General features: G+C 73.7%; 18 protein-coding genes. 12 read left to right on the top strand and 6 right to left on the bottom strand.

Annotated features, from left to right (window positions below; all coding sequences use genetic code 11):
* Positions 1 to 4 precede the first annotated feature (4 nt).
* The gene (locus DV701_RS16150; protein ID WP_114929806.1) at positions 5 to 2,335 is read right to left on the bottom strand and encodes a PEP/pyruvate-binding domain-containing protein; all 2,331 of its coding nucleotides are present in this window, start codon (positions 2,333 to 2,335) and stop codon (positions 5 to 7) included.
* A gap of 118 nt (positions 2,336 to 2,453) precedes the next feature.
* On the opposite strand from DV701_RS16150, the gene DV701_RS18550 reads away from it, so the two are divergent.
* From DV701_RS18550 to DV701_RS16135, 3 genes are read left to right on the top strand one after another with little or no spacing between them, the layout of a single operon-like run.
* On the top strand, positions 2,454 to 3,071 hold the full coding sequence (locus tag DV701_RS18550; protein WP_202863565.1) for a hypothetical protein: 618 nt from the start codon (positions 2,454 to 2,456) through the stop codon (positions 3,069 to 3,071).
* Positions 3,072 to 3,075: 4 nt separating this feature from the next.
* Positions 3,076 to 4,107, top strand: coding sequence for an L-glyceraldehyde 3-phosphate reductase (gene mgrA / locus DV701_RS16140; RefSeq protein ID WP_114929804.1), 1,032 nt, complete (start codon positions 3,076 to 3,078; stop codon positions 4,105 to 4,107).
* Between the two features lie 10 nt (positions 4,108 to 4,117).
* Positions 4,118 to 4,792 carry an HD domain-containing protein gene (locus tag DV701_RS16135; protein ID WP_114929802.1) on the top strand — a complete coding sequence of 225 codons (675 nt, stop codon included), beginning with the start codon at positions 4,118 to 4,120 and terminating at the stop codon, positions 4,790 to 4,792.
* A 134-nt stretch (positions 4,793 to 4,926) separates the two neighbouring features.
* Here the strand turns inward: DV701_RS16135 and DV701_RS16130 are convergent, their stop codons facing one another.
* Entirely contained in the window at positions 4,927 to 5,712 is a 786-nt protein-coding gene (locus DV701_RS16130; RefSeq protein ID WP_114929800.1) for a DUF4031 domain-containing protein, read from the bottom strand.
* A gap of 256 nt (positions 5,713 to 5,968) precedes the next feature.
* Here DV701_RS16130 and DV701_RS16125 point away from each other — a divergent pair, with 256 nt between their 5' ends.
* A complete protein-coding gene (locus DV701_RS16125; RefSeq protein ID WP_114929798.1) occupies positions 5,969 to 6,265 on the top strand; it encodes a WXG100 family type VII secretion target in 297 nt (98 codons plus the stop codon).
* Between the two features lie 142 nt (positions 6,266 to 6,407).
* Here DV701_RS16125 and groL read toward each other — a convergent pair whose 3' ends face one another.
* The 4 genes from groL to DV701_RS16105 all read right to left on the bottom strand — a co-directional run bounded on the left by groL (position 6,408) and on the right by DV701_RS16105 (position 11,303).
* Positions 6,408 to 8,033 carry a chaperonin GroEL gene (gene groL / locus DV701_RS16120; RefSeq protein ID WP_114929796.1) on the bottom strand — a complete coding sequence of 542 codons (1,626 nt, stop codon included), beginning with the start codon at positions 8,031 to 8,033 and terminating at the stop codon, positions 6,408 to 6,410.
* A gap of 272 nt (positions 8,034 to 8,305) precedes the next feature.
* Positions 8,306 to 9,142 carry an MBL fold metallo-hydrolase gene (locus DV701_RS16115; protein WP_114929794.1) on the bottom strand — a complete coding sequence of 279 codons (837 nt, stop codon included), beginning with the start codon at positions 9,140 to 9,142 and terminating at the stop codon, positions 8,306 to 8,308.
* A 43-nt stretch (positions 9,143 to 9,185) separates the two neighbouring features.
* Positions 9,186 to 10,853: a formate--tetrahydrofolate ligase gene (locus DV701_RS16110; RefSeq protein WP_114929792.1), complete on the bottom strand. Its 1,668-nt coding sequence runs from the start codon at positions 10,851 to 10,853 to the stop codon at positions 9,186 to 9,188.
* A 159-nt stretch (positions 10,854 to 11,012) separates the two neighbouring features.
* Positions 11,013 to 11,303: a DUF3263 domain-containing protein gene (locus DV701_RS16105; protein ID WP_114929790.1), complete on the bottom strand. Its 291-nt coding sequence runs from the start codon at positions 11,301 to 11,303 to the stop codon at positions 11,013 to 11,015.
* 167 nt (positions 11,304 to 11,470) lie between these two features.
* Between DV701_RS16105 and DV701_RS16100 the strand changes: the two genes are divergently transcribed.
* The 8 genes from DV701_RS16100 to DV701_RS16065 are packed head-to-tail and all read left to right on the top strand — an operon-like array spanning position 11,471 to position 18,068.
* Positions 11,471 to 12,145 carry a uracil-DNA glycosylase gene (locus DV701_RS16100; protein ID WP_114929788.1) on the top strand — a complete coding sequence of 225 codons (675 nt, stop codon included), beginning with the start codon at positions 11,471 to 11,473 and terminating at the stop codon, positions 12,143 to 12,145.
* Positions 12,142 to 13,044 carry an SGNH/GDSL hydrolase family protein gene (locus tag DV701_RS16095; protein WP_228255085.1) on the top strand — a complete coding sequence of 301 codons (903 nt, stop codon included), beginning with the start codon at positions 12,142 to 12,144 and terminating at the stop codon, positions 13,042 to 13,044. The genes DV701_RS16100 and DV701_RS16095 overlap by 4 nt, the downstream gene beginning before the upstream one ends.
* Positions 13,041 to 13,718: an HpcH/HpaI aldolase family protein gene (locus DV701_RS16090; protein ID WP_114929783.1), complete on the top strand. Its 678-nt coding sequence runs from the start codon at positions 13,041 to 13,043 to the stop codon at positions 13,716 to 13,718. The genes DV701_RS16095 and DV701_RS16090 overlap by 4 nt, the downstream gene beginning before the upstream one ends.
* Positions 13,719 to 13,769: 51 nt before the next feature.
* The gene (locus DV701_RS16085) at positions 13,770 to 14,159 is read left to right on the top strand and encodes a TOBE domain-containing protein (RefSeq protein WP_114931281.1); all 390 of its coding nucleotides are present in this window, start codon (positions 13,770 to 13,772) and stop codon (positions 14,157 to 14,159) included.
* Positions 14,156 to 14,929 carry a molybdate ABC transporter substrate-binding protein gene (gene modA, locus DV701_RS16080; protein ID WP_114929781.1) on the top strand — a complete coding sequence of 258 codons (774 nt, stop codon included), beginning with the start codon at positions 14,156 to 14,158 and terminating at the stop codon, positions 14,927 to 14,929. Before DV701_RS16085 ends, modA begins: the two co-directional genes overlap by 4 nt.
* Before the next feature lie 41 nt (positions 14,930 to 14,970).
* On the top strand, positions 14,971 to 15,756 hold the full coding sequence (locus tag DV701_RS16075; RefSeq protein ID WP_228255084.1) for an ABC transporter permease: 786 nt from the start codon (positions 14,971 to 14,973) through the stop codon (positions 15,754 to 15,756).
* Positions 15,753 to 16,865, top strand: coding sequence for an ABC transporter ATP-binding protein (locus DV701_RS16070; RefSeq protein ID WP_114929778.1), 1,113 nt, complete (start codon positions 15,753 to 15,755; stop codon positions 16,863 to 16,865). Before DV701_RS16075 ends, DV701_RS16070 begins: the two co-directional genes overlap by 4 nt.
* A gap of 42 nt (positions 16,866 to 16,907) precedes the next feature.
* Positions 16,908 to 18,068: an acyl-CoA dehydrogenase family protein gene (locus DV701_RS16065; protein WP_114929776.1), complete on the top strand. Its 1,161-nt coding sequence runs from the start codon at positions 16,908 to 16,910 to the stop codon at positions 18,066 to 18,068.
* The last annotated feature ends 10 nt before the right edge of the window (positions 18,069 to 18,078 follow it).

Genomic DNA, 18,078 nt, shown 5'->3' with positions numbered 1-18,078 from the left:
ATGGTCAGGTCGCCGGCACGACCACCCCGCGGTGACCGTCGACCGTCACGACCTGCCCGGTCCGCAGCGTCGTCGTCGCGGTCCCGGTCGCCAGGACGACCGGGACGCCGTACTCGCGCGCCACGATCGCCGCGTGCGACGCCGGCCCGCCGTGGTCCACGACGACCGCGGCGGCCCGGGCGAAGAGCGGCGTCCAGGGCGGGCTGGTCGCCGAGCACACCAGCACCTCGCCGGGCCGGAGCGTCCCGAACGCCGCGGGCCCCGGCACCACCCGGACCGGCCCCGTCGCCCGGCCGCCTCCGCCGGGCACCCCCTGGACGAGCGCGTCGGGGTCGTCCGGCCGGGCCGGGTAGAGGCTGGCCGGTGAGATCAGCGGCGATCCCGCCAGCACCGCGGCCGCCGCCCGCCGCCGCTCCACCACCACGCGCAGGTCGGGGTACGGCGGCGCTCCGCGCCCCGTCGTGGCCGCCGGGTCGGGCAGGCCTGCGAGCTCGTCGCGCACCAGCCACCAGATGTCGTCGGCGCGGTCCACCCGGCCGGCCCCGGCGAGCCGTCGACCCATCTCCAGGAACGTCCTGCGCAGGGCCGGCATGGCGCGCGTGAGCTCGAAGTGGGTGTCCTCGCGCATCGCCACCCCGTCCACCGCCGCCGCCACGAGAGGTGCCAGGGACGCAGGTATGACGCGTGCCGGGGCCGGGCGCGGACGTGCCGGGCGGTCGTCGGCCGGGTCGACCGGCTCCGCGGCGAGCGCCTGCACCAGCCCCAGGACGCTGGCCGGAGCGTCGACCCAGGGCGGGTCGCTCAGGAGCAGGATCGTGCTGCCCTCCCGGTGGCCGTAGCGGCTCAGGAACTCCTCCAGCCGTCCGCGCAGCCGCCCGGCCTCCGGCCTGGCCGCCACCGCCGCGGCCAGCTCCTCCCCGGTCAGCGTCCCGAAGAGCTCGCGCAGCGCCGGGTCGTCGCGGACCACGACCGCCAGCCCGTCGAGCGCGGCGTTGGCCCGCATCGTCTCGGTGTCGGCACCGACGAGGAGCTCGCCGATGCCGACCGGCCGTCCCCGCAGGAGCAGGGCGAGCGCGAGGAGCAGGAGGGATCGCGCGGCGGCGGGCAGGTAGCGGGCGCGCAGGTCGCCCTGCTCGGCGAGGACCCGGGCCGCCTCCGGCTGCACCGCCTGCAGCTGCGCCCACGAGGCGGAGCCGAGGTCGAGACGGTCGAGGACGTCGGTCCGCGAGCGCAGCCGGTCCGTCAGCGGGTCGTCGCGCCAGCCGTCGGCCCGGTGCCGCACCGCACGGACCGCCGAGCGCGCGAGCCGCAGCGGGGTGCGCAGCGTGGGCCGCGGCACCGGCGGGACGACCGCCTGGAGGACGCCGTCGACGCGCGGCAGGACCTGCCGCAGGTCCAGACGCACGCCGCCGACGCCGCCCAGCATCCGGGCCAGGTGACGCTCGATCATCTCGTCGGTCCAGGCGGTCAGCTCCAGCGGCAGCGGTCGGCGCGGCAGGAGCTCCAGGAGCACCGGGCCGTAGGTGCGCCGCACGGCGTCGAGGTGCACCGGCGGCGGAGGCAGCGCGGTCATCGGGCGGGCCTGCGTCAGCACCACCCTCCCCTCCTCCACGACCCACTCGACGTCCTGGGGGACGCCGAAGTGGTCGGCCACGCTGCGTCCCACCCGAGCGAGCTCGGCGAGCACCCCGTCGGGCAGCTCCTGGCCCGCCCGCTCCCCCGCGCGCCGCTCCACCACGACGCCGTCGGGGTCCACGACCGCGTGGTCCGGCGTCACGTGGCCGCCGACCACGGCCTCGCCGAGACCCGGGAAGGAGTCGACGACCACCCGGTCGAGCTCGCCGGTCACCGGGTCGGCGGTGAACAGCACCCCGGCCCGGTCCGGACGGGCCATCTCCTGCACGACGACGGCCATCGCCACCCCCTCCTCGCCGATGCCCAGCCGCTGCCGGTAGGCCACCGCCCGCTCCGCGCGCAACGAGGCCCAGCAGTCGCGCACGGCCTCCACCACCGCCTCGGCCCCCCGGACGTTCAGGTAGGTGTCCTGCTGCCCCGCGAACGCCGCCCCCGGCAGGTCCTCGGCGGTCGCGCTGGAGCGCACCGCGACCGGCGGGGAGCCGAGCGCGGCGTAGGCCTCCCGCACCGCGGCCGCCACCTCCGGCGGGACGGTCCGCCAGGCGGCCCCCTCGGCGGCGCGGTAGGCGCCGGTGGTGACGACGAACCCGGGCGGAACGGCATACCCCGCCCCGACGAGCTCGCCGAGGTTGGCGCCCTTGCCGCCCGCGACCGCGCGGTCCGCGCGCGAGAGCCGCCCGAGGGGTATGCAGTGCTCCACCGCGACGACGCTACTCGCCTTCCTGAGCCGCCGGTGCGGGGCGCGGTGGCCGTGCGGGGGCGGACGGCATACCGTGGGACCAGGCGGAACGCCCTCCCACGGAACAGGAGTGACACCCATGCACCCCACGCACGTCCCGATCCGCGTCGCGACCGGCGCCTACATCCTCAACTCCGGCCTGACCAAGCTCAAGGCGGACGAGGAGGCCCAGGAGCAGATGCACGGCTGGGCCTCCAGCGTCTACCCGATGTTCAAGGACATGAAGTCCGGCGACTTCACCAAGCTGCTCGGCTACGGCGAGATCGGCCTGGGGGCGATGCTGCTCCTGCCGACGGTGCCCTCGGCCGTGGCCGGCGGCGCGCTGGCCGCGTTCGGGGCCGGGCTGGTGGGGATGTACCTCAAGACCCCCGGCATGACTGAGTCCGACGGCATCCGGCCCTCGCCCGAGGGCGTGGCCACGGCCAAGGACGTGTGGCTGGTCGGCGCCGGGCTGACGCTGGCGACGCAGTCCTTCCTCTCCGGCACCAAGCACGCCGCCCGCTCCGTCGCCGACGGCGTCACCGGTGCGGCCAGCTCGGTCGCGCAGGGTGTCAGCGGCGCGGTGACCGGCGCGGTCGGCTCCGCCTCCTCCTCCGCCACCGGAGGCGTGAAGGGGCTGCTGAGCAGCGCCCAGCACGCCCGTGAGGACCTCGCCGACGCGCTGTCCGACCTCGCGGACGCGATGGTCAAGCGCTGACGACATGACCTACCTCCCCGACCCCGCCCGCTACGACTCGATGGACTACCGGCGGGTGGGCCGTTCGGGCCTGCGCCTGCCGGCGGTGAGCCTGGGCCTGTGGCACAACTTCGGCGACGACGTCAGCTTCGAGCGCCAGGAGGCGGTGCTGCGGCGCGCCTTCGACCTGGGCGTGACCCACCTGGACCTGGCGAACAACTACGGCCCGCCCTACGGCTCGGCGGAGGAGAACATGGGCCGGCACCTGCGCCGGACGTTCGCCGGGCTGCGCGACGAGCTGGTCATCTCCAGCAAGGCCGGGTGGGACATGTGGCCGGGCCCCTACGGGGACGTCGGCGGGTCGCGCAAGTACCTCATGGCCAGCCTCGACCAGTCGTTGCGGCGGATGGGCCTGGACTACGTCGACATCTTCTACCACCACCGGCCCGACCCGGACACGCCGCTGGAGGAGACGATGGGCGCGCTGGACGCCATCGTGCGCTCGGGCAGGGCGCTCTACGTGGGCATCTCCTCCTACTCCGCTCAGGACGCCCGTCGTGCGGCCCAGCTCCTGGCCGACCTGGGCACGCCGCTGCTCATCCACCAGCCGTCCTACTCGATGCTCAACCGGTGGATCGAGCAGGACGGGCTGCTGGACGTCCTGGAGGAGGTCGGCGCGGGCTGCATCGCCTTCTCCCCCCTCGCCCAGGGCATGCTGACCGACAAGTACCTGCACGGCATACCCGAGGGGTCGCGGGCGACCCAGGGCAAGAGCCTGTCCACCGACCTGCTCACCGAGGAGACCCTGCAGCACCTGCGGGCGCTGGACGAGATCGCCTCCGGGCGCGGGCAGACGCTGGCCCAGCTGGCCCTGGCCTGGGCGCTGCGCGACGGACGGGTGAGCTCGGTCCTGGTCGGCGCGAGCAGCCCCGGACAGCTGGAGCAGAACGTCGGTGCCCTCGGCCGCACCGACTTCACCGACGACGAGCTGGCCACGATCGACCAGCACGCCCGCGACTCCGGCATCGACCTGTGGCGGGGAGCCCGGCTGGGATGAGCGGGCCAGGATGACCCAGCCGGCCGAGCCCCTGCTCGACCGCTGGCTGGCCGACGCCGAGCTGCTCGCCACGAGGGCGGGTCGTGACCTCTGGCTCGCGGAAGGCTCGATGCTGCTCGGTCACTGGTCCCAGGAGCACCGCCGCTACCACACCCCGCAGCACCTGGCCGAGGTGCTGCGGGCGCTCGACGAGCTCACCGGCGCGGGCCATCTGGACGCGCGCCAGGCGCTGCTCGCGCGTGCCGTCGGCTGGTACCACGACGTGCACTACGACCCCGCCGCGCGGCCGGGCAGCAACGAGCAGCGCAGCGCGATGATGGCGCGGGACCACCTGCACCGGATGGGCGTGGAGGACTGGGCTGTGGACGCGGTGGAGGCGGGCGTGCTGATGACCGCGGACCACGACGCCGACGGCCCGGGCCGGGTGGCCGAGCAGCAGGTCCTCGACGCCGCGCACGACGCGGACCTGTGGATCCTCTCGGCCCCGGCGGACAGGTATGCGGCCTACCGCACCCAGGTGCGCGAGGAGTACGCGCACGTGCCGGACGACGCCTTCCGGGCCGGCCGGGCGCAGATCATCGGCGCCTTCGCGGAGCGCGAGCGGATCTACCGCACCGCGCACGCGCACGAGGGCTGGACCGCGCGGGCGCGCGCCAACCTCGCCGCCGAGCTCGCCGACCTCTGAGCGGCCACGGCGTGCGCACGGCACTCAGGTGAGTGAGTTGCGCACAGCAAGGACGTTGCCCGCGTGCGCGCGGCACTCAGGTGAGTGAGTTGCGCACAGCAAGGACGTTGCCCGCGTGCGCGCGGCACTCGGGCTCAGTGCCGCTCCCACCACCACTCCACCAGCGGCCACCACGGCTCCGTGCCCGCGACGCTGTGCGCCCGCGCACGGGTGAACCAGCCCGCCTCGAGCACGTCGTCGAGGTCGGGCCGCAGCGGCACCGCGACGTCCACCGCGGCCGCGAAGGCCTGCAGGTAGTTGACCCCCGCGCCGAACGGTGCCGGGTCGGCGCCCGGCTGCACGGTGATCCGCTCGTAGCCGACCGGGCGCAGGGTCTCGGTGCCGAGCACCAGCCCGGTCTCCTCGACCAGCTCGCGGACGGCACCCTGCCGCACCGTCTCCCCCGGCTCGCGCTTGCCCCCTGGCGGCGCCCAGCCCGGCCGGGCCGCGTTGCGCACCAGGGCCATGAGCGCGTCGTCCCCGCGGGCGGCCCGGGTGCGCACGAAGACCACGGCCGCCCCCGAGGTATGCCGTTCGTGCGGGGAGGCCACGACGTCCAGCACGTGCGGCGCGCCGGTGGCGGCGGCCAGACCGTCCTGCACCCGGGCGAGCGGCCGCTCACCCTTGCGCTTGCGGAAGCGCAGGCCGCTGTCGCGCAGGGCGCGGGCGAGCTCGCTGCCGGTGACCGGCACGGCACCCGCCGCCAGGGCCTCGCCGTAGCGTTCCTCGGGCAGGTCGTAGTGGTCTCCCTCGAAGGAGCGGGCCGGGATGTCCACCCGACGGGCGAAGGCGTGCAGCTCCTCCAGGGTGCTGTCGCTGATGACGTGCGACCACAGCCGGCCGTGCGCCGGCCACATCGGCGGGTCGACGAGGATGGTCACGCGCCGGCCCTCGGGGCGTCCATGATGACGGCCACGCCGGCCAGGCAGACCAGGGCGAAGAGCAGGATCGAGCGACCGGTCATGGCCAGGGACACTACCGCCGCCCGCCGTGGACCGCCGAGGGGTGTGGACGAGGGTGTTCGACGGCCCTGCACGCACCACTGTGGACAACTTCTGCGCGACCTGAGGCTCAGCGTCTAGCGTCGAGGCACGAGGTGGCCGACAGGCGCCACCCACCGACCAGGGAGGGACTGTGATGAGCACCCACTTCGCCGTCGACACCGCACGGATCGCCGCCGCCTCCGGCGACATCGAGCGGATCGCCGGATCGATCGAGTCCGACGTCCGGGCGATGATGGCCCAGCTGACCGCGCTGCAGGACTGCTGGCAGGGCACGGCCTCGGCGCGCTTCCAGACGGTGATGCAGGACTGGCAGGCGACCCAGGAGCGGGTGCGCAGCTCGCTGCAGCAGGTGTCCTCGACGCTGCGCGTCACCGGCCAGGACTACGAGCAGGTCGAGGAGGTCAACCGGATGCGCTTCACCGCAGGCTGACAGACCGGCCCTGCAGGGAGGATGATCGGACGGTCCCGTGACATGCCGACGGGCGGCCCCTCCCGCGTGAGGAGGGACCGCCCGTCGGTGCGTTGGTCGCCCGCGAGAAACGCGGGCGCGCCGTGCTCTGACCCGGGTCCGGTCAGAAGTCCATGCCACCCATGCCGCCGTCGCCGCCCGGCATGGCCGGGGTCTTCTCCGGCTTGTCGGCGATGACCGCCTCGGTGGTGAGGAACAGGGCCGCGATGGAGGCGGCGTTCTGCAGCGCAGAACGGGTCACCTTCACCGGGTCGGCGACGCCGAAGCCCAGCATGTCGCCGTACTCGCCCGTGGCCGCGTTGAGGCCCTCACCGGGGGTGAGGTGCTTCACCTTCTCCGCCACGACGCCGCCCTCGAGACCCGCGTTGATCGCGATCTGCTTCAGGGGCGCCTCGATGGCCACCTTGACGATGTTGGCGCCGGTGGCCTCGTCCCCGGTGAGCGACAGGCCCTCGAACGCCTTGTTGGAGGCCTGGATGAGGGCGACGCCACCGCCGGCGACGATGCCCTCCTCGACCGCGGCCTTGGCGTTGCGGACGGCGTCCTCGATGCGGTGCTTGCGCTCCTTGAGCTCGACCTCGGTCGCCGCACCGGCCTTGATGACGGCCACGCCGCCGGCCAGCTTGGCCAGCCGCTCCTGCAGCTTCTCGCGGTCGTAGTCGGAGTCGCTGTTCTCGATCTCGGCGCGGATCTGGGCGACCCGTCCGGCGATCTGGTCGGCGTCCCCGCCACCCTCGACGATGGTGGTCTCGTCCTTGGTGACGACGACCTTGCGGGCGGTGCCCAGCAGGTCGATCTCGGCGGTCTCCAGCTTCAGGCCGACCTCCTCGGAGATGACCTGGCCACCGGTGAGGATGGCGATGTCGCCCAGCATGGCCTTGCGGCGGTCGCCGAACCCCGGGGCCTTGAGGGCCACCGAGCGGAAGTTGCCCTTGATCTTGTTGACGACCAGGGTCGCCAGGGCCTCGCCCTCGACGTCCTCGGCGATGATCGCCAGCGGCTTGCCGGACTGCATGACCTTCTCCAGCAGCGGGAGCAGGTCCTTGACCGAGGAGATCTTGGAGTTGACGACCAGCACGTAGGCGTCCTCCAGGACGGCCTCCATGCGCTCGGTGTCGGTGACGAAGTAGGGCGAGATGTAGCCCTTGTCGAAGCGCATGCCCTCGGTGAGCTCGAGCTCCAGGCCGAAGGTGTTGGACTCCTCGACGGTGATGACACCCTCGTTGCCGACCTTGTCCATGGCCTCGGCGATCATCTCGCCGATCTCGGTGTCGGCCGCGGAGATGGACGCGGACTGCGCGATCTGCTCCTTGGTCTCGACCTCCTTGGCCATGCTCAGCAGCTCGTCGTTGACGGCGCTGACGGCGACCTCGATGCCGCGCTTGAGCGCCATCGGGTTGGCGCCGGCCGCGACGTTGCGCAGACCCTCGCGCACCATCGCCTGGGCGATGACGGTGGCGGTGGTCGTGCCGTCACCGGCGACGTCGTCGGTCTTCTTGGCGACCTCCTTGACCAGCTCGGCGCCGATCTTCTCGTAGGGGTCCTCGAGCTCGATCTCCTTGGCGATGCTCACGCCGTCGTTGGTGATCGTGGGTGCGCCCCACTTCTTCTCGAGGACGACGTTGCGGCCCTTGGGGCCGAGGGTCACCTTGACGGCGTCGGCGAGGGTGTTCATACCCCTCTCGAGCCCGCGGCGAGCCTCCTCGTCGAATGCAATGGTCTTGGCCATCGTGGTCTGTTCCTCCACACGCTGATGGGCGGATGACCGGGCTGTCGCCCGCGACGGACGAGACGGGCTCGGGGGCTCAGGTCGCCCCTCCGCACGACCCTCGACAGGTCCGGTCAGGTGTTATCACTCTCATGGTGAGAGTGCTAAGTCCATGATTAGCACTCGACCCCCTCGAGTGCAAATGCTGGGGGTGCCGTGCGCGGGTCGGGCGGTCGTGACACCGTCCGCCGGGCGACCGGAAGAGCGCCGTGGCAGCCCCCGGACGAGCTCGGTCAGCGGCGCAGCTCCAGCGCCCGGACCGCGGCGTCGCGCAGGGTCTGGTCCTGCAGCCCCAGGCCGCGGCACGCGCTGACCAGGGCGTCCACGCCGGCGAGGCCGCCGTCGACGACCTCGGTGAAGCGCTCGGCCAGCTGGGCCAGCTGGGCGGTCTGCTGCTCGACGAAGGCCCGGTCCACCACGGCGCCGTGCCCGGGGACCCACACGTCGGCCAGCTCGGCGGCCGGCTTGGCCATCAGCGCGTGCAGGGTCGCGGCCCACTCCTGGGGGAAGGCGTCCTCCATCATCGGGTCGGCGCCCTCCTCGACCAGGTCCGCGGCGAAGACCACCCCGGCGTCCGGCACCGCCACGGCCAGGTCGTGGTCGGTGTGGCCGCGCCCGGAGTAGAGCAGCTCCACGGTGCGCCCACCCAGGTCGAGCTCGGTGTCCTGCTCGATCAGGTAGTGCGGGAGCACGATCTGGGTGCGGCCGATCTGCTCGGCCAGCTCCGGGCGGTCGGTGGCCAGCAGGTGCTCGAGGACCTGCTGACGCTGGTGCTCGCCGGTGCGCACCAGCTCGGCGACGCACCCGGTGTGGGCGTAGATCTGGGAGTCGCGGAAGGCGGAGTTGCCGAAGCAGTGGTCGTAGTGGGCGTGGCTGTTGACCACGACCAGCTCCAGGTCGGTGACCTCGCGCACCGCCGCCAGCAGCTCGGTGCCCAGCTCGTGGTAGCTGCGGGTGTCGACGACGAGCGCGCGCTCGTCGCCGACCACCAGCCCGCAGTTGAGGTTGAGCTCCTCGTGACGACGGACGAACACTCCGGGCGCGACGGTGCGCCAGGTCAGTTCCACCATGGCCTCAGTCTACGTGGCGGTGCCTGCCCGCCCCGGCCGGTGCTCAGGACAGCCCGGTGATCGTCCCGTCGTCGGAGATGTCCATGCCCACCGCAGCCGGGACCCTGGGCAGGCCCGGCATCCGCATGATGTCGCCGGTCAGCGCCACCACGAAGCCGGCGCCGGCGTTGACGACGAGCTCGCGCACGGTGATCCTGAACCCGCGGGGCGCGCCCAGCCGGGTCGGGTCGTCGGAGAAGGAGTACTGCGTCTTCGCCATGCAGATCGGCAGGCTCCCGTAGCCGTCGGCCTTGATCTGGCCGAGCTGGGTGGCTGCGGTCGGGGCGAGGTCCACACCGTCCGCGCGGTAGATCTCCCGCGCGATGGTCTCGATCTTGGCGTGCATCTCGTCCTCGACGTCGTAGAGCGGGGCGTAGTTGCTCTCCTGCTCGCAGAGCTCGACGACCGCGTGCGCCATGTCCTCCCCGCCGGCGCCGCCCTTGGCGAACACCTCGGAGAGCACCACCTTGACGCCGAGCGCCTCGCAGCGCTGCCGGACCAGGTCCAGCTCGGCGTCGGTGTCGCTCGGGAAGCGGTTGAGCGCCACGAGGGCAGGCACCCCGAACTTGGCGAGGTTCTCCAGGTGCTGCTCGAGGTTGACCACGCCCGCGCCGAGGGCGAAGAGGTCCTCGTTGGTGAGCTCCTTCTTGTCCTTGCCGCCGTTGAGCTTGAGCGCGCGGACCGTGGCCACGACCACCACCGCGTCCGGCGTGAGCCCGCCGGCCGGGCAGACGATATCGAAGAACTTCTCCGCGCCCAGGTCGGCGCCGAAGCCCGCCTCGGTGATGACGTAGTCGGACAGCTTGAGCGCGGTCTGCGTGGCCACCACCGAGTTGTTGCCGTGCGCGATGTTGGCGAACGGTCCGCCGTGGATGATCGCGGGGGTGTTCTCCAGGGTCTGCACGAGGTTGGGCCGGACCGCGTCCTTCATCAGCAGGGCCATGGCACCGGGGGCCCCCAGGTCGCCGGCGGTCACCGGCTTCTTGTCGTAGGTGTAGCCCACGATCATCCGGCCGAAGCGCTCCTTGAGGTCCTCGATGCCGGTGGCCAGGCACAGCGCGGCCATGATCTCGCTGGCCACGGTGATCTCGAAGCCGGACTCGCGCACGACGCCGTCGCCGACCTTGCCCAGGCCGATGACGATGTTGCGCAGGGCACGGTCGTTCATGTCCAGGACGCGGGGCCAGGTGATCCGCTTGGGGTTGATGTTCAGCGGGTTGCCCTGGTGGATGCTGTTGTCCAGCAGCGCCGCCAGCAGGTTGTGCGCCGAGGTGATCGCGTGGAAGTCACCGGTGAAGTGCAGGTTGATGTCCTCCATCGGCACCACCTGCGCGTAGCCGCCGCCGGCCGCACCGCCCTTCATCCCGAAGGAGGGGCCCAGGGAGGGCTCACGGATCGTCGTCATCGCGCGCTTGCCGATCCGGTTGAGCGCCATGGACAGGCCCACGTTCGTGGTGGTCTTGCCCTCTCCCGCCGCGGTCGGGTTGATGCCGGTGCACAGGATGAGCTTGCCGTCCGGCTTGTCCTTGAGCCGCTCGAGCACGGCGAGGGAGATCTTCGCCTTGGTGTGACCGTAGGGTTCGTACTCGTCGGTGCTGAGCCCCAGCTCCTCGGCGAGCTCGCCGATGGGACGGAGTGTGGCCTGCTGGGCGATCTCGACGTCGGACTTCACGGTGACGAGCCTCCTGGTGCGCGCGGATTGCGGGACCGTCGTCGGTCCCCTTCCGGAGAACGTTACCCAACTTCCGCGCGCAGCGACGCCCGGCGTCCTCGTGGAATCACCGGGCGTCGGCGCGGATGCGTGGGCTACTCGTCGGTCACTGCTCGACGGTCACAGCTCGATCCCGAGCCGGCGCGCCGACCGGCTGCGCTGGCGGCGGGCCCGCTGGCGGCGCAGCCGCTTGATCAGCATCGGGTCGTGGGCGAGGGCGTCCTCGCTGTCGATGAGCTGGTTGAGGATCTGGTAGTAGCGGGTGGGGCTCAGGTCGAACAGGTCCTTGACCGCCTGCTCCTTGGAGCCGGCGTACTTCCACCACTGGTGCTCGAAGTCGAGGATCTCCCGGTCGCGCGCCGACAACGACGTCGTCTCGGCGGTGTGCTGCGCACGGGGGGCCGCGCCCATAGGTCGTCCTCTCGTCGGCTCCGGACCAGGTCGGTGCGACCAGTCTAGGGCACCCGAACTACAGGCGTGTCATTTCCTCCTGCGCGTCGCCCCGCCCGAGGTGCCCAGGACCGCCCGCGCGACCGGGTGTCCGGACGACGGCGAGGCGCACGGCATACCCTCGTGCCGTGCCTGCGCCGCTGACCAGCCTCGTCCACCCCTCCTGGGCGGAGGCGCTGGCGCCTGCGGAGGCGACCGTGGCGCGGCTGGGTGCCTTCCTGCGCGACGAGGCGGCCAGCGGACGCGGCTACCTCCCGGCCGGCCAGCAGGTGCTGCGCGTGTTCGAGCGGCCGCTGGGCGAGGTCCGCGTCCTCGTCGTCGGGCAGGACCCCTACCCCACGCCCGGTCATGCGGTGGGGCTGAGCTTCTCGGTCGCGCCGGACGTGCGCCCGGTGCCGCGCAGCCTGCGGAACATCTACGCCGAGCTCGAGAGCGACCTGGGTCACCCGCCTCCCCCGACCGGCGACCTGACGCCGTGGGCCGAGCAGGGCGTGATGCTGCTCAACCGCGTGCTCACCGTCCGCCCCAACGCCCCGGCGAGCCACCGCGGACGGGGCTGGGAGGAGGTGACCGAGCTGGCCATCGACGCCCTCGTGCGCCGCGGTGGCCCTCTCGTGGCGCTCCTGTGGGGCCGCGACGCGCGCGGCCTGGCCGGGCGGCTCGGCGACGTCCCGCGGATCGAGAGCGCGCACCCCTCGCCGCTGTCGGCGCGCAACGGCTTCTTCGGCTCGCGCCCGTTCAGCCGCGCCGACGAGCTGCTCGTGCGCCAGGGCGCGCGCCCGGTCGACTGGCGGCTCGCGTGAGCGGCGTCGGCGAGGGACCGGGTATGCCGGGGCGCGCTCGACACCTGCGCGGCGCCCAGGTGCACGGCGGCTCGGGCAGCGTACGACCCCGGCCGCGGCCGTGGGCCACCTACGTCGCGCTCGGCGACTCCTTCACCGAGGGCATGAGCGACCCGGACCCGGTGGTCCCTGACCGCTACCGCGGCTGGGCCGACCGGCTGGCGGCGCTGCTCGCGCCGCACGCCGACGGCCTGACCTACGCCAACCTCGCGGTGCGCGGGCGCACGCTGGACGACGTGGCGGGCCCCCAGGTGGAGGCGGCGCTGGCCCTGCGGCCCGACCTGGTCAGCATCGTCGGCGGAGGCAACGACATCCTGCGGCCCCGGGCCGACGTCGACGCGCTGGCGGCACAGCTCGAGTCCGCGGTCGCGAGCCTGCGGGCCAGCGGGGCCGACGTGCTCATGGCCACGCCGACCGACCCCGCCGGGGCGCCGGTCGTGGGCCTGACGCGGGGCCGGGCCGCGACCTACTCGGCGCACATCTGGTCGATCGCCCAGCGGCACGGGTGCTACGTGCTCAACCAGTGGGCGTGCGACTTCCTGCAGGACTGGCGGATGTGGGCCCAGGACCGCATCCACATGACGCCGGAGGGGCACCGGCGGGTGGCGCTGGCGGCCTACGCCGCCCTGGGCCACGACCCCGGCGCCGCGGACTGGAGCGTGCCGCTGCCGCCCGCCGAGGCGGCGGGCCGGCTGGAGCAGGCCCGTGGCCACGCCGCCTGGGCCCGCGAGCACCTCGCGCCGTGGGTGCGCCGCCGGCTCACCGGCCGTTCCTCCGGCGACGGTCTGGGGGCCAAGATCCCGGTGCCCGGTCCGCCCGCCGCACCACCGCAGCCCGGCCCACCCGGAGGATCCGCATGACCAGCTTCGCCGACCCGCGCGGCCTGTGGCTGTGCCTGATCGGCCCGGACGCCCTCGAGGCGCTGCCGACCGACCACCTCGGCTGGCTCGGCGTCGACCTCCAGCACGGTCGCTACGAGGTCTCCGACCTCGCCGGGCTGCTGCGGGTGGCGCGGGTGCCGGTGCTGGCCCGGGCCGCCTCTGGCGACGCGGCGCACCTGGCCCGGGTGCTCGACACGGGCGTGGCCGGCGTCATCGTGCCGGGCGTGTCCTCGCTGGCCGAGGCGCAAGGCCTGGTCGGGGCCGTGCGCTTCCCGCCGGAGGGCCGGCGCAGCACCGGGCTGACCCGGTCGGTGCTGGTCGGCGGACCGGGACGGCCGCTGCTGCTGGCCATGGTCGAGACCGCCGGTGCGCTGGACGACGTCGGGGCGATCGCCGCCCTGGACGGCGTCGACGGGCTCTTCGTGGGCCCCTACGACCTGTCGCTCTCGCTGGGGCGGCCCGGTCCGACGGACGCTGCGGTGGTGGCGGCGGCCGCCCGGGTGCGGGAGGCCGCCCGGGCGCACGGCGTGCTGGCCGGAGCCTTCTCCGGGGACCGCGCGCTGGACGCGCTGCTCCCGGCCGACCTCGACCTGCTGGCCGTCGACACCGACGTCACCCTGCTGCGGGTCGGCATGGACGCGGTCCTCGGCTGAGCACTGCCGCCCAGCGCGGCATGTCGCACCTGCGTGTCTATGATGGGCCTCATGACGCAGATGCGAGTCAGTGAGGCAGCCGTCCTGCTCGGGGTGTCGACCGACACCGTCCGGCGTGCCGTCGAGGCCGGCCGGCTGTCCGCCGGCAGGGACGCCGCGGGACGCACCGTCGTCGAGGCGGTCGACGTCGCCCGGATGGCGCAGGCGCACGGCGCCCACGCGGAGGGCACCGCCACCTCCTCCCAGCGCAACCAGCTGCGCGGCATCGTGACCCGCGTGGTCAGCGACGCCGTCATGTCGCAGGTCGACGTGCAGGCCGGCCCCTTCCGGCTCGTCTCGCTCATCTCCACCGAGGCCGTCGAGGAGCTCGGCCTGGGGCCCGGCTCGGTCGTCGTCGCCTCGGTCAAGTCCACCAACGTCACGCTCGGACTGGCCCCGTGACCACCTCCGGGGCACGTGCTCTTCGCGCCACCGCCGCGCTCGGCCTCGCCGCCCTCACCACCTCCCTGGCCGCCTGCGGGGCGCCCGCCACGTCCGCCGGGGGTGGCGGGCGGACCCTCACGGTGCTCGCTGCCGCCTCGCTGACCGACGTCTTCGAGCAGGTTGCGGCGGACTTCGAGGCGGACCACCCCGGCGTCACGGTCGAGCAGTCCTTCTCGGCCTCCTCCACGATCGTCCAGCAGGTCAACGAGGGCGCTCCTGCCGACGTCATCGCCCTCGCCGGGCAGAGCTCGCTCGACCCGCTCGCCCCGGAGCTGCGCCTGGGCCCGCCCGTCGTCTTCACCACCAACACCCTCGAGCTCGCGGTGCCCGCCGACAACCCGGCCGGCATCGGCGGCACGCAGGACCTGACCAAGGACGGCATACGCCTCGTGGTCTGCCAGCCGGAGGTGCCCTGCGGCACCGCCGCCCGGACGCTCTTCGAGCACCTCGGCATCAGCCCCGACGTCGCCTCCTTCGAGCCCGACGTGCGCGCCACGCTGAGCAAGGTGGAGCTGGGCGAGGCGGACGTGGGGGTCGTCTACCGCACGGACGTGGCCGCCGCAGGCGACGGGGTGGCCGGGGTGGAGATCCCGGCGGCGGACAACGTCGTCAGCTCCTACCCCGTCCTGGCGGTGTCCGGCTCCCCGCTCGCGCAGGCCTTCATCGACGAGGTCATGTCCGGACGTGGCCAGCAGCGGCTCGCCGACGCGGGCTTCGTGGCGCCGTGACCGCCCGGGCAGCCCCCACGCGGGGAAGGCCCGCGCACGGCGTGACCGGGCGCAGCCTCACCTCCCGCCTGGCCCTGCTGGCGCCGGCCTGGATCGGCGTGGCGTTCGTCGTCCTGCCTCTGCTGGCCCTGCTCGTCCGGGCCGACTGGCCCCACATCGGCACCCACCTGGCCGCACCCGTCGTCGGGGAGTCGCTGCGGCTCTCGGCCCTGACCACCTCGCTCACGATGGTGGTCGTCTGGACGCTCGGGACCCCGCTGGCCTGGATCCTCGCCCGCTCCGACCACCCGCTGACCGCGTGGGGACGGGCCCTGATCACCGTCCCCCTCGTGCTGCCGCCGGTCGTCGGCGGCGTCGCGCTGCTCATGACCTGGGGCCGACGCGGCGTGCTCGGCGGGTGGCTCGAGACGACCTTCGGGATCACGCTGCCGTTCACGACCGCGGCCGTGGTCATGGCCGAGATCTTCGTGGCGATGCCCTTCTACGTCATCTCGGTCGAGGGGGCGATGCGCGGCCTGGACCGGCGCTTCGACGAGATCGCCGCCACCCTGGGCGCCGGCCCGGTCCGCACCTTCCGCACGGTCGTGGTCCCGATGGTGCTACCGGGCATCGCGGCGGGGTCGGCGCTGGCCTGGGCGCGCGCCCTCGGCGAGTTCGGCGCGACGATCACCTTCGCCGGCAGCTTCCCCGGCCGCACCCAGACCGCGCCGCTGGGCGTCTACGCCTCGCTCGAGCGCGACCCGCAGGCCGCCATCGCGCTCTCCCTCGTCATGCTGCTGGTCAGCGTCGTCGTGCTCGGCGCGCTCCGCTCGAGGTGGCTGCGGTGAGCGCCGCACCCGCCGACCCGCCCTTCCTGGACGCCCACGTCGTCGTCGAGCTCGGTACCTTCCGCACCGACGTCCACCTCGCCTGCGGACGCGGGGTCACCGCGGTCCTCGGCCCCAACGGGTCGGGAAAGACGACCGTGCTCAAGGCGCTCGCGGGACTGCATACTCTCGCCTCCGGGCACGTGCGGGCGGGCGGGCGCGTGTGGTCCGGCGACGGCGTCCACCTGCCGCCCGAGGAGCGCGGGGTGGGGATGGTGCTGGCGGACCCGCTCCTCTTCCCCCACCTGTCGCTGCTGGACAACGTGGCCTTCGGCCCCCGTTCCAGGGGTATGCCGCGCGCCGCCGCCCGCGCCCGCGCCGCCGAGGAGCTGGGCCGCGTCGGGCTCACCGACCTCGAGGGCCGCCGACCCGCGCAGGTCTCCCAGGGGCAGGCGCAGCGGGCGGCCCTCGCCCGGGCGCTGGCGACCGACCCGGAGATCCTGCTGCTGGACGAGCCGCTCTCGGCGCTGGACCCGCAGACCCGCTCGGCGACCCGCGCGGACCTGGTCCACCGGCTCCGCGAGTTCGCCGGCGCGACGGTCCTGGTCACCCACGACCCGCTCGACGCGCTGACGCTCGGCGACCAGCTGCTCTTCGTCGACGACGGCAGGGTGGTGCAGTCCGGTGCCCCGGCCGAGGTCGTCGCCCGGCCGCGCTCGCCCTACGTCGCAGGCGTGGTGGGGCTCAACCTGCTGCGCGGCACGCTGACGCAGGCGGGCCAGGACGCTGCCCTCGCACGGTCCCTCGACCTCGGTCGCGGCGAGCACCTCGTGGTCGCCGAGGTGCCGGGAGGCGCCGGGCCGGGCGAGGAGCTCCTGGCGACGATCAACCCGGCGGCGATCACGCTCTACACCGAGCACCCGGCCGCCTCGGCCCGCAACCTGTGGCAGCTCGAGGTCGTCGCGGTGACCGTCACCGGGCAGCGGGCGCGCGTCCGTCTGGACGGGCCCGGCGCCAACCAGCTCAGCGCGGAGGTGACGCTCGGCGCGGTCGCCGAGCTCGGCGTCGTCCGCGGGGCCAGGCTGTGGGCGAGCGTCAAGGCGACCGAGGTGTCCGTCTACCCCGCGTGACGGTGCTGGGGTGACGCCACGTCCAGCGATATCCTCCTGGACATGGTGCACCGCGTGCTTCCCACCGACGAGGCAGAGGACCTGCTGGCCCTCGTCCGGCAGATCGCCGACGAGCAGCTCCTCCCCCAGGTGGACGAGGCGGAGGCCGCCAAGCGCTTCCCCCGCGAGGTGTTCGCCATGCTGGGGCAGGCCGGGCTGCTGTCGCTGCCCTACCCAGAGGAGCTCGGCGGCGGCGGACAGCCCTACGAGGTCTACCTGCAGGTCATCGAGGAGCTCGCCCGTGGCTGGATGTCGGTCGCGGTGGGCGTCTCGGTCCACTCCCTGACCGCCTTCCCGATGGCCACCTTCGGCACCGCCGAGCAGCAGGAGCGGTGGCTGACCGGGATGCTCTCCGGCGACCAGCTCGGGGCCTACTGCCTCTCCGAGCCGCAGGCCGGCTCCGACGTCGCAGCCATCCGCACGCGCGCCGAGAAGGTGGGCACAGGGTCGGCGGCCGACTACCTGATCACCGGCGGCAAGGCCTGGATCAGCCACGCCGGCCACGCCGACTACTACACGCTCTTCGCCAGGACCTCCGACGAGGGCGGCCGCGGCCTGGCCTGCTTCCACGTGCCGGCCGGCACGCAGGGCCTGTCCTTCCCCGAGCCCGAGCGCAAGATGGGCCTGCACAGCGACACCGTCGGGGAGGTCCTGCTCGACGGTGTCCGGCTGCCCGCCGAGCACCGCATCGGCGAGGAGGGCAAGGGTATGCCGATCGCGCTCGCCGCCCTCGACTCCGGCCGCCTGGGCATCGCGGCCGCCGCGACCGGCCTGGCGCAGCGTGCCCTGGAGGTGGCCAGCGCCTACGCGACCGAGCGCGAGCAGTTCGGCCGGCCGATCGCCGACAACCAGGGACTGGCCTTCCTCCTCGCCGACATGGCCGCGGCCGTCGGGGCCGCCCGCGCCACCTACCTGCACGCGGCCCGGCTCAAGGACGCCGGCCTGCCGAACACCCAGGAGACGGCGGTCGCCAAGCTGGTCGCCACCGACGCGGCGATGAAGGTCACCACCGACGCCGTCCAGGTGCTCGGCGGCTACGGCTACACCACCGACTTCCCGGTCGAGCGCTTCATGCGCGAGGCCAAGGTCACCCAGATCTTCGAGGGCACCAACCAGATCCAGCGCCTGGTCATCGCGCGCGAGGTGCTGGCCGCCCACCGCTGACCGGCACCCG

Source organism: Ornithinimicrobium avium (assembly GCF_003351765.1).
GTDB classification, from domain to species: Bacteria; Actinomycetota; Actinomycetes; order Actinomycetales; family Dermatophilaceae; genus Ornithinicoccus; species Ornithinicoccus avius.
Note: the sequence above shows the minus strand (reverse complement) of the source record. Positions and strands in the feature narration are given on the sequence as shown.

What these genes read in the sequence shown, in the direction of transcription:
- DV701_RS16115 (WP_114929794.1), bottom strand. Translation starts at nt 9,142, where the DNA reads ATGGTGGAACTGACCTGGCGCACCGTCGCGCCCGGAGTGTTCGTCCGT.
- DV701_RS16135 (WP_114929802.1), top strand. Translation starts at nt 4,118, where the DNA reads ATGACCCAGCCGGCCGAGCCCCTGCTCGACCGCTGGCTGGCCGACGCC.
- DV701_RS16105 (WP_114929790.1), bottom strand. Translation starts at nt 11,303, where the DNA reads ATGGGCGCGGCCCCCCGTGCGCAGCACACCGCCGAGACGACGTCGTTG.
- DV701_RS16125 (WP_114929798.1), top strand. Translation starts at nt 5,969, where the DNA reads ATGAGCACCCACTTCGCCGTCGACACCGCACGGATCGCCGCCGCCTCC.
- DV701_RS16065 (WP_114929776.1), top strand. Translation starts at nt 16,908, where the DNA reads ATGGTGCACCGCGTGCTTCCCACCGACGAGGCAGAGGACCTGCTGGCC.
- mgrA (WP_114929804.1), top strand. Translation starts at nt 3,076, where the DNA reads ATGACCTACCTCCCCGACCCCGCCCGCTACGACTCGATGGACTACCGG.
- groL (WP_114929796.1), bottom strand. Translation starts at nt 8,033, where the DNA reads ATGGCCAAGACCATTGCATTCGACGAGGAGGCTCGCCGCGGGCTCGAG.
- DV701_RS16085 (WP_114931281.1), top strand. Translation starts at nt 13,770, where the DNA reads ATGACGCAGATGCGAGTCAGTGAGGCAGCCGTCCTGCTCGGGGTGTCG.
- DV701_RS16090 (WP_114929783.1), top strand. Translation starts at nt 13,041, where the DNA reads ATGACCAGCTTCGCCGACCCGCGCGGCCTGTGGCTGTGCCTGATCGGC.
- DV701_RS18550 (WP_202863565.1), top strand. Translation starts at nt 2,454, where the DNA reads ATGCACCCCACGCACGTCCCGATCCGCGTCGCGACCGGCGCCTACATC.